This window comes from Pseudomonas sp. 300, assembly GCF_055803035.1.
In genome coordinates, this window is the sequence record NZ_JAVLRV010000002.1 from 1,136,236 (window position 1) to 1,149,885 (window position 13,650).

The following is a 13,650-nucleotide window of genomic DNA, read 5'->3' on the forward strand; positions in this document are numbered from 1 at the left end:
GAAAGAAACTACTCGTGCTATAGGAGAGATTCTAATCCTCTCCGCACGCCTACAAGTCACGTTCTATAAGGGCTACACCTTGTTTTTACCTGACATAAAACAGTGTGCGAAGCGTGTACTCAGCAGACACCGAGAGACTGCACAAGCTCACTAGAGACGCATTGAGCATAGAGACAAGGCAAAGTATTGAGTTCCTAGCCGGTCGCCAGTAGAAGTCATTGTAGAGCGCCTCACGAACTCACACAAGAGACTACACCACACACTCTTGAAACAGCCTTTCAACGCCTGTATTCATTGACTCTAATACACAAAATATTTATACACCTGGTGTTGACAAATAGTATAAAGTCGTTGACATAGTGCACACTTCATGAGATAATAACCTGTAATAGAGAAGTAACTTTCTAGAACACTTTGAGACATTGCTTCACCCCTCCTGTAATACCCATCCTGATTAGATGAAGCCCTCCCAATCGGGCTTATAGATTGGTCCCTAATTCTAAGAATTCCATGTACTGCTTCATGGAACGCCTACACTGTGACGCAAACTCAGCGTAGGCACTATTCAAGAGTTGATGAACTCCGCTTCATCCCCTCTTAGCTACACAATCACATCGCTAAATCATCACATCAAAGGCCAATCTCTGGCCTTTTTTCATATCTCGAAACTCAAGGTGTACGCATTTAAGTACGCCCCCTGAACAACTCGTCATCAATCTTTACATCCTACATTCAAAGGAGTCTTTCCCTATGGCCATCCGTAAGGTCCGCATTATCTCGTGCAAGTTTTGTGAATGCAGATTCACCGCACGTTCAACACAAGCCCTCTGGTGTTCCCCATCTTGCAGGCTCAAGCATTACCGCATGAAGAAAGCAGCACAGTGACGCAAGTTACACCCTCTCTCAATACAAGGAATAAAACATGAATCTAAACATTGGCAACATGACGATCAATGTCTTTAACGATACATCGACATCTATCCATCAAACTTCTGAGAACCTAGCTGAGCAATTCGCTAAGAATCAGCGTTCCGCTGAATGCATGTTTCAAATGATAGCTGATGCTAAAGAAGCTCAGCGTGTACGTGAAGAGCGAGCTGAACAAGATCGTTTAAAGCGCCTAGCTGAAGCTACTGCACTCCAAGAGGCTAAACGTGCTGCATATCACGCACGCATCTTAGATCACATCAAACACAACATGCCTTCCCTCCACTGCATGTTTCTTGAAGGAAAATTCAAATGACTATCGCAATCCGTCGCTCTAATGGTGACATTCTATGGTTTGACGCTGTTGAAGGTTTTGGTGAGCAATACCAAGGCGTCACCAGTAAACACCCTCTCGGCTCTGGTGCATCCGTCGTTGACCATTACATTATTGAAAACCCACGCTTCTCTCTGAAAGCTGTCCTATCTGATGCTGACTTCAACTTTAACCGCCCTCAACTTACAAGCAACGTTGACGACTACGAAGGTTGGCAATCTGTTACTGCCAAGAAGCAATACACGAACAACACACCAGTTGACAGCCCAGTCTCTATTAACAGCAATAAGAATACATTCAAGAGCTTCTTGCCTGAATCTATCTCTCAGTTCACTAGTACGAGTATCCCTGAAGTTGTTGTAACTGAACAACCGAAAGTGAGGTCAGCTCAAGCCATTAAGATGCAGATGATCGCAATGCACGAACAAAAAGAACAGTTTGCACTTGTAGACTTCAACGATAGCTACGTGCGTAAAAGCTGGCCTAACTGTGTATTCACCTCTCTCACTTTTAATGAAGATGCTGACACAGGTGATGGATTGTTTCCTGTTATGGAGATTGAGCAAATCACTCTTGCACAGGTTAAAAGCATCCAAGTAACTATTAAGAATAAAGGCCGCACACAGACTAGCGCATCTAAGCGTGCTGCTGTAGCCAGCGACAAGCCAGCTACAAGTCCCACCGATTACGCTAATCAGTCTGCTTCTCAGCGTGTGAACGCACAGGGTGCTCAGAGTGGAGCATCTACACCATGATCCTTTACGAACGTGCATACGTCCTGACTATTGGCAACTACAAGACGGGTAACGGTATTCAGCTCAAGAGTGACGGATTTGACGAAGAACTCCAGTCTTTCGTAAGAGGCGTCAACATTGCTTTCTCTTTCGCTAAAGACTCTGACAACAGCCGCACAACGGACAGTGCTGAAATCTCTGTATTCAACCTCTCTCGCGATCAACGAAAACTTATTGACGGCGATTTCGTAGAAATCTCTTTGAGTGTTGGCTACAAAGATACTGGCGCTCATCTTATGGTGCAAGGCAATGTAGTTGAAGTATCACATAACAAGTCTGGCCCTGACTGGATTACAACATTTAAAGTTGGTGAGGCATACGCCGCCCTCAATCATAGACGAGTGAAAGCGTTAGTCTCCGCTGGCAAGACAATTGAAAACTGCATTGATGTTGTTCGTGAAGCAATGGGTGGTGATATTGCCAGAGGCACTTACAGGGGCGATGGATTGAACAAACCTGTAGTTTCTGGAATGTCTCTACATGGAACACCTAGAGAACAACTCATCCGTCTTTGCAGGGCCAATGATCTTGAATGGAACATCACAGGAAACGTCCTAAATATAACAGGTAAGAACCAGCCATCGAGTAAATCCACAGTCAACGCTACGGTGTTGAATGGGGAGACTGGACTAATCAACGTTCCTTACTACACATCTGCTGAAGGCAAGAAGCTACCAAAGGATAAAACCCGTAAACGCGGCGTTAAGTTTGAAGCTCTTTTGAACACTGCTCTAGTCCCCGGCTCAATCGTCAAACTAGAAGACCTTGACATTAGTGGTTTCTTCCGCGTTAACACATCCCATTTCTCGGGTAGTTATCGTGGGGATACTTGGCAAGTCGAGTGCTTCTGTTCGGAAATCGACGCGGAGGAACTTGTCTAATGAGAGCCCCATCTAGTGAAGACACACTAAACAGCATGATCCACCAGAACCAAGCGTTGATGTTTACATCTATGCCCGCCGTTATCACAGGCGTTAGCTTGGACTCGATGAGCGTTAATGTGCAACCCGCCATTAACGAGTTGTACACGGACGGTGACGTTGAGGAGTTCCCTGAAATCCTAAGTGTTCCTCTCATCATGCCCGGCAGCAAGAAGGCTCTTGTAAGCTTCCCTGTTGAGATTGGAGACACAGTGTTGTTGTGCTTTGCCCAACGCTCTATGGATAACTTCAAGCTTGGCAATGGGCGTCCTACGCAGCCTAACGACTATCGCAAGCATGATATGCAAGATGCGATTGCGATCCCCGGCCTATTCACTTTCAACAATAGTGCTAACAAGCCGTCTGTTCGCAAATGGACGCACAACACGAAAGACGTTGTAGTGGTAGCTAACATCGGTGGCAATGAAGCCGAGATTCGTTTGTCTGAGGATGGAAACATCACGATGAACACTGAGTTCAAAGTGAACGTGAACGCCAAGGACATCAACCTAACTGCTACCAACGCCATCGCAATCAAAGCCGCATCTATGTCTGTCGAAGTCCCAACCACTACGTGGCTTGGTGATTACTCTCAGACTGGCAACTACGACCTTACAGGCGAAGCGACATTCAACGGTATTGCGTTCGCTACCCACCGCCATACAGGCGTTACACCGGGAAGTGGCACATCCGCTGGCCCTATCGTTTAAATCCTCTTATATGGGCTCGCAGGAGCCCACACAACATAACAAATACAAGGAACTAACAATGAATATCCGCAAACAGTTGCTGACTGGACACTTCCCTAGCGAAGTAACCGAAGCAATTTTGAAATCTGCTGAAGACTTTTCAGCAGATCAATTCTACGCCATGTACAAATTCTTGATGGCAGAGAAAGCGAGCCTTACTGAGATTTACAAAAGGGCCCTTCAAGAAGATGCACAAACGAAAGTCAAGAATGGCTACGACATCACTACACAACTCCTTGAAGCCAAGTATGGAAAGAAAAATGGCTAAGCCGACCTTATCCTTGAAGAAGAAACAACCCCAAGAAATCAAAGTTGAAGACTTCACTGTCAACCCTCTTGTAGCTGAAGCTATTGAAGTGACTGTATGGGACTACACTCCTGAAGAAGAGTTTGCTCCACGTAAACGCCAACGACGTAAAGACAGAGAAGTTGAGCAATATCGTAAAGAGTCTAAGTGGCAATGATCCACTATGACTCTGACGATGGTTTTAATGGTACAGCTTCTGGCTGTTACAGCCCGTTTGAAGTAGCTAACCTCTCTCGCACCACTCATACTCATAACGAAGATCGCCGCATTATGCAGGATCGAATCTTTGAGCTTGAACTTCTTCTTTCCAACCAAGCTGAAGCTTTCGATAAAGTGCTAGAACGAATGGAGTCTACTTACACAGACATTATTCGCTCTCTCATTGCTGAATAATCATACCCCTTCCCTCTCTCATATTCCGAATTCTAGGAGACTCCTTAATGGACATCAATCCACAGACGCTTGCCTATGCTCAAAGCATTCTAGGTAATCGCATTAGTTACTACATGGGCTACCTTGCCGGTAGTTGCCCAATCAGCAAACTTATGACCGACATTCGCAACACAATCAATAGCAAGACTCGCAACCTTGGTCGCTTCCGCTACTTCTGGATTCTGACAGACAAAGGCTTAGCGTTTGCTATCAGTGGTGATGCTGCATCTGTAGCCGCTGCTAAACAATACCTGAATACAAGTGAAAGGTTTAACTGTGCTACAGCCTATGAAGGCAAACATGGTCGCCTGATGGGCAAGGCTCTAGTTAAAGCCGTTGAAACCCACATCACTCTCCCAACAAAAAGAACTTTCGGCGGCTCTCAAGCCCCGAAAGAAAATGAGTAATCAACCATGAGTAGTGAAACAATCGGTAAGTTCTTTGGTGAGCTTGGCTTTAAAGTTGACTTCACGGGATTGAACCTGTTTGAACGTCGCCTTACAGCCCTAACAGCAAAGATTAATAACGTCGGTAAGCAGATGCAAAAGGCTTTGAATGTAAAGCCAGCACTCGCTGAACAAACAGCACAATTGAAAACTTTGCAAGCTATCAATGCCAAAATGCAGAAGGCACAACAAGCCGCTGCAAAGTTTAATGTTGCCGCTAGTCAGAAAGCGGCCCAGCTCGGACTGGTGCAAGCCAAGACCCAAGCTCAGAACGCCAAGACACAGCAAGCTTCTACTCTGGCCGCTCTCAAGGCGAGCCATCAGCAGCTACGCAACCAGATTGCTGGCACACAGAATCTGACACAGCAGCAACGACTACAGAAGGCCACACACCAGACGCAGCTAAGCTCTATGCGTGTGCAGAGGGCAATGCGTGGTGGTCTTGGTGGCATCGCTGGCGCTAGAGCTGGCGGTTTCCAGATGCCAGCTATTGGCGGGTTTACTGGTGCGTTGAGTGCCGCCGCTGGTGGTGCATTCGCCTTGGGGCTCGCTGCACTGAGTGCCGCTGCTGCAATGAAGAGCTTCGTTGATGCTGCTGTGACCGCTGGACAGACTCAACAAGCCCGGATCGGTAACTTCGCTGCCATGTATGACGATGGCAAGCTTAGCAAGGGCCAAGTTCAAACCAAGGGTAAGCAGGCCAACTATCGATTCCTAGGTGTTGCCGATGAACTCGGTTTGAACGCTAACGATCTTGGAATGGACTACGCGAAGAATCTATCCACCATGCGTGGCGTAGGTCTGAGTGAAAATCGCTCTGAGTCCATGATGCACGGCTTGCTGTCGTACGCCAAAGGTACAGGCATTTCTAACGATGCTGTCAAAGGCGTTACGCGTGCCATGTCTCAATCTTTGAGCAAAGGTAAGCTTTCCCAAGAAGAACTCAGACAACAATTGGCAGAACACTTGCCGGGCTCTGGTGCAATCGCTGCTGAAGCCTATCAGAAGTCTACAGGTGGCAAGCTCACTGGTACTGATGCAATGGCAGCTCTTGAGGCAGCTATTACAAAAGGCGTTAAAGGCGAAGCCAACGTTAAGTTCTGGGAAGCAATGACGCAAATCATGGAGCGAGACGCTAACAAAGGTGGCCGTCTTGATGCTGCCAAGAGTAATGCTGAATCTCAATCTAACCGCCGTAGTAACATTACAAGCGCAGTCCTAGCCAATGCCTATACATCCGATAACGGTGCAATGGGTAAAGCTCTTACTGAGAACAGTAAGGCTCAAATCGATCTAATCTCTAAGCTAGGTCCAATCGCTGACAAGCTCGCTGGATTTGGTACAAAAGGAATTGAAGCTTCTACCAATCTGCTCCATGGTCTTGAACAGCTAATCCCAGCCATTGAAAGTTGGATGAACGGTGTAGACGGTGCTGGTAATAGACTAGAAGCAGCTATGAAGTCTGTGACCGATGGAATCAAATTTTTCACTGATGGATTCCAAGAGACTTTCCGCACCCTCGGCATTGAACAGTGGAGTGAAAAGCTGGGAGGTTTGTGGGATGCAATGGTTAGGCTCAACACCGCCCTAGAACCTCTTAAGGCGTTGATTGGGCTCATTGCTGGTGTAGCTGCTACGTTGGCCTCTATGGGGCTGCAAGTGGCTCTGACAACGCTTACGGGAGCTATCAACCTCCTTGCCGATGGTATCAACTACATCGCCGGTAAGATGGGTTATGTTTCGCAAGCTGAGAAGGCAAACAACACATACAACGAAGCCCACCCAAATCGTCTAACAGATGGAAGTGCATTGAAGCCTTCTGTTATGGCGCCGGTTGCTAACGACAACGTTGTACTTTCTCAGATGAGTAATAGCCCAATCGTTGGCGGCTTGCTGAAGCTACATCAAGACAAAGTCTTTGATCGCATGCAGGTTATGCAGTCCCAAGCTAGCACCATGCCACTTAATCCTACTACTGGTACTAGTGCCGCTCCTTCTACAACGACAATCACCAACGATATCAAGCTTGGTGATATTAGCATCACAGTTCCAGCATCCGCTTTCAATGGGACTGATCCTGACAGCCTAATCAAAACTCTAGGGCCACAGATTAATCAGGCTGTAAAAGAAGCTGCCAAACAGGGTGTTAACGAAGCTCAGTCTAGGACTGGTACTGCTGGCATTCTCATTAAAGACGTCCGCTAACAATCCAAAGCCCCAAGCTTACATTCATTGAAGACGGGGCTTCTATTGGAGAAACTAAATGCTACCCAAACTACATAAAGCGGTGTTGCTGTCATTCGTGCTAACTATGCTACTTGGCGTCACGCCGATGGCATATAACGCCCTCCAATACACAGCCATCCAACAACAATTAGAACTTAAGCGCTCCTTGGTTCTTCAATCTCACAACATCGACACCAGTACTAGTTACGCTTTGGCTCTTGCAAAGGAAGCCAGCTCGCTAGCAGAGCAACTATGCATTAGTAGTGTCGGTGCTATCAACTGCCAAAGGTAAGCTCTTATGACATTCAAACAAATGCTGTACGGGCCACTTGCTGCACTAGTCCTACTATTCGGATTCTACACAGTTACAGGTGCTTACGAAGCACGCAAGAGGACAGACGAAATCTATCTACTTATTGCACGCACTGAGAAGTTAGAACGAAGTGTCAATGTAATAGCTGAATCTCAAATCAAACTCACTGAATCTCAAGTCAAGAGCCAAGAAGAGGTCGCCGCAACTGTTGGAGAGCTTCAGAAAACAATCTACTACCTAACCCGCATCACAGAGTTGGCTACAAAGATTAATCTAGGAACAGAACGAGAAGGTAAACACGATGGCGATTAAACTAGACCTTAAAGGGCTACGCTCCCTGAAGAAGAGACTGATGGCTCTTGAGAAGCGAGACGTGAAAGTTGGGTTCTTTGATGATGTGTACGACGATGGTATGTCAGTTGCCCAAGTGGCAATGCTGAACAACTACGGTACATCTGACATCCCCGAACGTCCGTTCATGGAAGATACATTCATGGATAAGCTCAACAAATCTCGCATCAAGGCAGGATTGAAAGAAGTATTTAAGTCAGTAGCCAAGGCTAACGGGGCTTCTCTGAATGCTCTCAACAAACTAGGTGACATGCTCACTGAAATCATGAGAACAACTATTGATGATTATCCGGGCCACAACAGCCGTGCAACGATTGCACGCAAAGGCTTTGATGACCCTCTATACGACACAGGCAAGATGCTTGCTTCTGTTAAGTTCATCATTGATTCATCCAAACAACTGGCTCCCTGAGCTTTCACACCACAACCCACGATAACCACAGGAGACTAACAGTGCATTACATCCCCACCCCAGAGAAGGCCGTAGCCTATGAGGCTCTAGCCCTCCAAGAAGACCATGTTGAAGCTTGCGGCCATTACATCGCCAAGACATATGGCGTTGACTACGTGCTAGCGTTCCCAAACGTTCCTAGAAAGCTATTCGATCTTGTGTTGAGTGGTTACGCGGAAGAGCAAGCTCAAATGCAGCTTTATGCCTGCTTTGGTTTCCCTCTCCCAGCAATCCAAGAACCAACTCCAACTCCAACACTCAAGACAAGAGCCAAACGTAAAGCATAACTAACATTCAACGAACACTTTCAAGAGGATTCACATAATGAGAATCAACACGTGTGAACACTGTCTGAAAGTGTTTGCAGCTAATAGATTCAAACGCCTATGCAAGCCTTCATGCATTCCACTAGAAGCTCTTACAGGCTCGCAGGAGACGATAGAAGCCTTCCATATAGGCAATGGCAACACTCGCACTACAAAGCCTCTGTAATCGCTTTACAGCAGCTCCTGTGCATATAGAATTCAGACACTTTCATCCTGTCCCTGTCTGATACAAAAGAGCCCCGACATCTACATGATGGTCGGGGCTTTATTGTATGAACATCCACAATGTAGTAGCGGTATCAGCTCGACCTATATGCGTGCATCCATGCTCCCCGCTCGATTGGGATTTTGTTATTGATAACATACTCCTTCCCTTGTGGAGTTAGTTCAATCACATTACCATCTTCGCGCCTCTTCAGCTCGATAAGACTGTTTAGCAGCAGTTGATTCAGTGCATGATCAAAAACCAGTCTATTTAAATCCATCGTCTCAAGCATAGTTTTCGTCAACACCTGTGCCTGAGTGTTAGCAGCATATGCAAGGAATGCTAAAATCTTTTTCTGCTCATTAGTGACAGGGTGCAATAAAAGTGATGCCGCTATATCAGACTGCTTACGTACAGGCCGCGTTAACTCTAACTTCCTTTCGGTTGCACTAACGACAAATTTGAAGACAACTACCGCCAACACCAACACAACTACAATCACAATCCAAAACGGGACACCTACAGGTGCCACCATGAAGTCCGGCAGATTTAATATCCCTTTGGCAATTCCTTGGATGAAAGCCGTATCCCAATACTTGTCTAAAGCCACTGTGAACACTGCTAATATCAGTGCCCCGGTGATTTTCCAGAACTTACCGCTCATTCCCTACTTCCCCGATCCTGCCCGTATTTTGAGCTGAGTATATCGATCACCACGCAAAGAATCACCCTCTCCCTCTAGGGTACGAAGTAATCCGCTCTGAAGTGCTGAGAGCCAAAGCCCGTAAGGGCTAGAGGGTGTTTTCGACTGACATATTTCACATGGTAAGCGACAGCTTACAGCCTGATCCCCTCTGAACTACGTTCAAGGTTTAGCACGGTAAGGCGTGAGCCTTGAGAGTATCTCTTTTGAGAGCATCCCTCTTGAGGTGTTTCCTTTTGAGTAGGTTGCTGATGGATTCATTAATCCATCCATCAGCTCTAGGAGGATTGTCCTAGCTGACTGCAAGTCTGGAGGTATTCCCTCTGTGTCGGCAACGACACAATATAGCCCTTCTCAATGACTGAAACAGACGCTAACAACCTGATAACAACTATGGTTTATCTAGCTCGAAACCGTAGGTTTCATAGAACAACCTTGTGAGTGACTAAATCCTACAATACGGGATGTATAGTAGTGTCAATATCAGACTCCACAAGGGTTGTAATATGACATTTGCGGGACAACTACTAACACCACTGACTAACTGTAAATGCATGTAATACCGCTCACACCCCTTTTCACTCTCTCTTCTGCTGGCTCCCTACGCTCTTCTGTTAAGCAAGTGCTTTTCTCACAGTCAACACATTTTTCAATATTACTCAAAAAGATGTATGAAGGATCAACCCGACTCGCATAGGTCAAGCGGAGTCTCACACATCCGACAAATGGTAGTTGTTACACGTCAACTCCCCTTTCACATCCCCGGATGAATGCCTTCAATTTGCGATCTGACTCGCACTATCAAAATTGTACATTCAATAGAGAAAAATTATGTGTGTGTTTAGTGTGTAATCCTCACATCTGGCACGCATATTGACATTTGAGTGTGTAGAGTGCTGGAAGCATAAATATTCACTCGCCATCTAGGGGAGATTCTAATCCCCGCAATATCGCTCAAACCCTTGTGTCACGTGGTCTGTAGCGTATTTCCACTGACATGATTCGCACGATTGAGTGCGGATAGGGCATGCTCCGCATGAAACTAAGAGTGTTGACACTGTGCATAGACTCTGGATGAGCGTGTGAAACGCTCTCTTCATGACATTGTGTAGACGTCCGTCGCAATGTGTTATGACATCATGTACAATGATTTCACACACAACGTCATGAAGGATCAGCCCACCATGAAGCTTGTAGCCTACTACCGTGTTTCTACTCGTGCTCAAGGTGAGAGTGGTCTAGGTCTTGAAGCTCAGAAAGCTTATGTAGAGACAGCCTGTAAGGCTCATGATTGGGAAGTGGTAGCTGAGTACATTGAGACTGTCAGCGGCTCTATAGCTCCCCTAGAGCGTCCTGAATGCTCTAAGGCACTGGCTCATGGCTTGCCTGTCGTAGTGGCTAAGCTGGACCGTCTGTCTCGTGACGTTGAACACATCGCATCCTTGATGAAACGTGTATCTCTCAAGGTGGCGACAATGCCACAGGCTGATAACTTCCAACTCCACTTGTTTGCTGCATTGGCAGAACAGGAACGAGCTTTCATTTCTCAGCGTACCAAGGAGGCTCTACAAGCCCTCAAGGATCGTGCTACGGCTGGATGTGAAGTGAGTATTCAGAAGATCGCTAACCGTTCTGCTGTGAAGCCTCAAGGCTCGAAGGACGTAGCTCTGTCTACAGCTCGTGCAGCACGTACCAGCAAGGCCAACGCCTTTGCCATTGAAGTGGAAGCCACCATTGCCCTTGCTCAGTCCAAGGGCTGCTCATCGCTGAATGACATCGCAGTCTTCATGAACGAAAGGAAAGTATTCACAGCTAATGGCGGTGAGTGGTCAGCAACACAGGTGAGTCGAGTTCTGAAGCGTTTAAACGTTGATGCTGCATGAGAGAGCGTTTCTGAGCTAGTGCCGTTCCTAGAGGCTCTGAGGGCGGCTCAGGGTTATTCTCAAATTGAGAGAGATTCTCATTGCCGCCTGTACGTTGTGTTAAGTAGCTAACGCCAAACGACCGTTTTCAGAATGACCCACCCCCCTCTCTGCGAAAGTATCCATAAAAATTTCAGAAATTTTGGGAAATGGTTTGGATTGACCCCTAGCTTATTTTTCTGGTTTGAATCTCTGAAACGCTGTCGAAGTGTAAACTCTGAAAATTCGGATTTTGGAATTTGGTAGGGAGATATCAAGAAAACTTCACTGATCACTTGGCAGAACGATAGGTAGGTGGCACTTGTTATCATAACGCTTGGTCATATAATTAATTAGCCTTTGCAGAACTTTTGTTACAAGCTCAAAATTTTCAACTAGAAATACATGCTCAATTCTCAACTCACTAAACTCAACAGCCACCCCTATTTTCTTCCCCTCAAGCTCTCTTAGCATGTCTATCTTTTCTTTTGGTAACGAACTTATACCACCATTCCCATGTGCTATAAGGTTGCGTATTTCAGCCAATACTTTCAATCTACCCATCTCTTGAGAGGTCAACTTGTATTCGAAATTCAAAACATGCTCAACGTATTTGTTTACTTTCGACGCGTAAGAATTTGAGCTGTTTGAGATATCTTTGTGCGATAGCTTTCGCCCCTCCTTCTTCTGTGCATACTCCATCAATCTGTTGAAGGCTGATTCGTATAGGGAGTAAATCGAGACAACAAACGGTTGCCGAACAAATCTTGCAAGACCGTACTCCGCCACAAAATAAATGTGAGAACGCTCGTAGTACTCAGAATCGGCATACGTCGCTTCCTCTCTAGCTATGTACTGAGCTTTGGAGTTCTCAATACCAGCCTCCATATGGCTCAGGTACTCTTTCATGAGAGACATTTCATATGCAATATCAACGCCGGGGAAATCCAAATCAAAGTTTAACCAAGCCATAAAGTACTCCGCATTACTGGTAGTGAAAAGTCATAGCATCAAAGTACCGTCCACCCCCTCTCATTGTGAAAGCTGATGTATTTCCTAAGCTGATCCTCGAGGGTTAATAAATCTTTCTCCATACCCAATAAAGCATCTGCATATTTTTCTGACAACGCAGGCCCAGCAGTTCGACCAACTGGATCAGGGTTTAGCTTGGCGTTCTCATAGGCAACAATAACCCCACTTTTCTTCTGAATCTGCCCTAAAGTCTCATATAGTCCGTCTTTCACATCAAAAAGAAACTTTGATTCTCTATAAGCCTGCGTCAGCTTGTTAGCTTTCTCTCTTATGTCTTTTCGAGAGTCTGAATATGCGTAGTGGTAGAATTCAAGCGCTGCTAGGTAAACATTGAACCTTTTGTTGTAGAGATCAAGCTTCGTTTTTGCACTGGCTATTCTCATCTGTGACCATGCTACGGTTAGTGCAATAAAGCCAACAACGCCACCAACCACACTCACAATCGCTGTAACTTGCAAACCTTCCATAATATCCACTCCATAGAAAAGCCCGCGTCTAGGCGGGCTTTGGGTATTCCATCGCTTTAAGCTGGTTTCCCGCTACTCTTGAAACCATCAACAATCCACACGATCATTCGTATTAGAAAGTGAATAGATACGAGATAAGCAATAGTGCCGCCAACCCACGCATAGACATATTGGAAGTAACGCCAACTTTGGAATTCGAATATTGCAAGGTAGGCCATCAATACAGTCATCACCAGACCAAATACCGTTGGCCCGATCCTGAACACCTGAGCCAGTCGCCAATACCCCTCATGCTTGAACCAGTCAGGACGCCTGAACAGAAAGTCTTTCACGATTGCTCCACTCCATAGAAAAGCCCGCTCATGCGGGCTCTGTGCTTCGTTGCTGGCTAGCCATTCTTCAGTAGCTGAAGGCGCTCATGGCAATCTCTGAAAGCGTATTTGAACTCAGTGATTTTATCAGGGCTACCCTTCAAGAGCGAATAGATAACAGTGTCGTTTTCTGAAAGCTGTTTGAAGATGGACAGAACAGTGTCGTCAATCATGAATGATTCATTGTTCGTTAGTGCATGGATGCCTGTCTTCAGTGCTACGGTGAGCTGTATAGCCTTTGCATACTCAGCAGCGTTAGCCCCTTGAATCCCAGCAGCATAACGCTCAAGCATGTAGTTGATGGCTCTCACACGCTTCAGGTTTGTATCCCCTGAATTCTTGCTGTAGAGCCACCAAGCACCAGCGGCTAGGGCAATGCCAATAAGCCATTCCAT

Annotated in this window: 18 protein-coding genes; 13 read left to right on the plus strand and 5 right to left on the minus strand. The window is 46.1% G+C overall.

From position 1 onward, the window contains the following. The first annotated feature begins 922 nt into the window (after positions 1–922). From Q7W83_RS11665 to Q7W83_RS11720, 12 genes are all read left to right on the plus strand, one after another. Complete coding sequence (locus tag Q7W83_RS11665) at positions 923–1,243, plus strand: hypothetical protein (protein WP_473656094.1); 321 nt, start codon at positions 923–925, stop codon at positions 1,241–1,243. Further along, positions 1,240–2,016, plus strand: a complete 777-nt coding sequence (locus Q7W83_RS11670) for a phage baseplate protein (RefSeq protein ID WP_473656095.1) — start codon at positions 1,240–1,242, stop codon at positions 2,014–2,016. Before Q7W83_RS11665 ends, Q7W83_RS11670 begins: the two co-directional genes overlap by 4 nt. After that, positions 2,013–2,936 (plus strand): hypothetical protein, encoded by a 924-nt coding sequence (locus Q7W83_RS11675; protein WP_473656096.1) that lies wholly within the window; start codon positions 2,013–2,015, stop codon positions 2,934–2,936. Before Q7W83_RS11670 ends, Q7W83_RS11675 begins: the two co-directional genes overlap by 4 nt. After that, a complete protein-coding gene (locus tag Q7W83_RS11680; protein ID WP_473656097.1) occupies positions 2,936–3,685 on the plus strand; it encodes a Gp138 family membrane-puncturing spike protein in 750 nt (249 codons plus the stop codon). Before Q7W83_RS11675 ends, Q7W83_RS11680 begins: the two co-directional genes overlap by 1 nt. A gap of 58 nt (positions 3,686–3,743) precedes the next feature. Continuing rightward, positions 3,744–3,992 (plus strand): hypothetical protein, encoded by a 249-nt coding sequence (locus tag Q7W83_RS11685; RefSeq protein ID WP_473656098.1) that lies wholly within the window; start codon positions 3,744–3,746, stop codon positions 3,990–3,992. Beyond that, complete coding sequence (locus Q7W83_RS11690) at positions 3,985–4,188, plus strand: hypothetical protein (protein WP_473656099.1); 204 nt, start codon at positions 3,985–3,987, stop codon at positions 4,186–4,188. The genes Q7W83_RS11685 and Q7W83_RS11690 overlap by 8 nt, the downstream gene beginning before the upstream one ends. Continuing rightward, positions 4,179–4,424: a hypothetical protein gene (locus Q7W83_RS11695; protein ID WP_473656100.1), complete on the plus strand. Its 246-nt coding sequence runs from the start codon at positions 4,179–4,181 to the stop codon at positions 4,422–4,424. The genes Q7W83_RS11690 and Q7W83_RS11695 overlap by 10 nt, the downstream gene beginning before the upstream one ends. 47 nt (positions 4,425–4,471) lie before the next feature. Further along, positions 4,472–4,870: a hypothetical protein gene (locus Q7W83_RS11700; RefSeq protein ID WP_473656101.1), complete on the plus strand. Its 399-nt coding sequence runs from the start codon at positions 4,472–4,474 to the stop codon at positions 4,868–4,870. A gap of 6 nt (positions 4,871–4,876) precedes the next feature. After that, on the plus strand, positions 4,877–7,114 hold the full coding sequence (locus Q7W83_RS11705) for a PspA/IM30 family protein (protein ID WP_473656102.1): 2,238 nt from the start codon (positions 4,877–4,879) through the stop codon (positions 7,112–7,114). A 319-nt stretch (positions 7,115–7,433) separates the two neighbouring features. Further along, positions 7,434–7,760 (plus strand): hypothetical protein, encoded by a 327-nt coding sequence (locus Q7W83_RS11710; protein ID WP_473656103.1) that lies wholly within the window; start codon positions 7,434–7,436, stop codon positions 7,758–7,760. Next, positions 7,750–8,211: a hypothetical protein gene (locus Q7W83_RS11715; RefSeq protein ID WP_473656104.1), complete on the plus strand. Its 462-nt coding sequence runs from the start codon at positions 7,750–7,752 to the stop codon at positions 8,209–8,211. The genes Q7W83_RS11710 and Q7W83_RS11715 overlap by 11 nt, the downstream gene beginning before the upstream one ends. 41 nt (positions 8,212–8,252) lie before the next feature. Beyond that, positions 8,253–8,537 carry a hypothetical protein gene (locus tag Q7W83_RS11720; RefSeq protein WP_473656105.1) on the plus strand — a complete coding sequence of 95 codons (285 nt, stop codon included), beginning with the start codon at positions 8,253–8,255 and terminating at the stop codon, positions 8,535–8,537. 338 nt (positions 8,538–8,875) lie between these two features. Here Q7W83_RS11720 and Q7W83_RS11725 read toward each other — a convergent pair whose 3' ends face one another. Next, the gene (locus tag Q7W83_RS11725) at positions 8,876–9,445 is read right to left on the minus strand and encodes a hypothetical protein (RefSeq protein WP_473656106.1); all 570 of its coding nucleotides are present in this window, start codon (positions 9,443–9,445) and stop codon (positions 8,876–8,878) included. 1,223 nt (positions 9,446–10,668) lie between these two features. On the opposite strand from Q7W83_RS11725, the gene Q7W83_RS11730 reads away from it, so the two are divergent. Beyond that, positions 10,669–11,367 (plus strand): recombinase family protein, encoded by a 699-nt coding sequence (locus Q7W83_RS11730; RefSeq protein ID WP_473656107.1) that lies wholly within the window; start codon positions 10,669–10,671, stop codon positions 11,365–11,367. 303 nt (positions 11,368–11,670) lie between these two features. Here Q7W83_RS11730 and Q7W83_RS11735 read toward each other — a convergent pair whose 3' ends face one another. Genes Q7W83_RS11735 through Q7W83_RS11750 form a run of 4 tightly spaced genes read right to left on the minus strand, consistent with a single transcriptional unit; the run spans position 11,671 to position 13,650 of the window. Next, positions 11,671–12,357: a hypothetical protein gene (locus Q7W83_RS11735; protein ID WP_473656108.1), complete on the minus strand. Its 687-nt coding sequence runs from the start codon at positions 12,355–12,357 to the stop codon at positions 11,671–11,673. 38 nt (positions 12,358–12,395) lie between these two features. Next, the gene (locus tag Q7W83_RS11740) at positions 12,396–12,884 is read right to left on the minus strand and encodes a hypothetical protein (protein WP_473656109.1); all 489 of its coding nucleotides are present in this window, start codon (positions 12,882–12,884) and stop codon (positions 12,396–12,398) included. Positions 12,885–12,940: 56 nt separating this feature from the next. Beyond that, complete coding sequence (locus Q7W83_RS11745; protein ID WP_473656110.1) at positions 12,941–13,216, minus strand: hypothetical protein; 276 nt, start codon at positions 13,214–13,216, stop codon at positions 12,941–12,943. A 56-nt stretch (positions 13,217–13,272) separates the two neighbouring features. Next, positions 13,273–13,650, minus strand: coding sequence for a hypothetical protein (locus tag Q7W83_RS11750; RefSeq protein WP_473656111.1), 378 nt, complete (start codon positions 13,648–13,650; stop codon positions 13,273–13,275).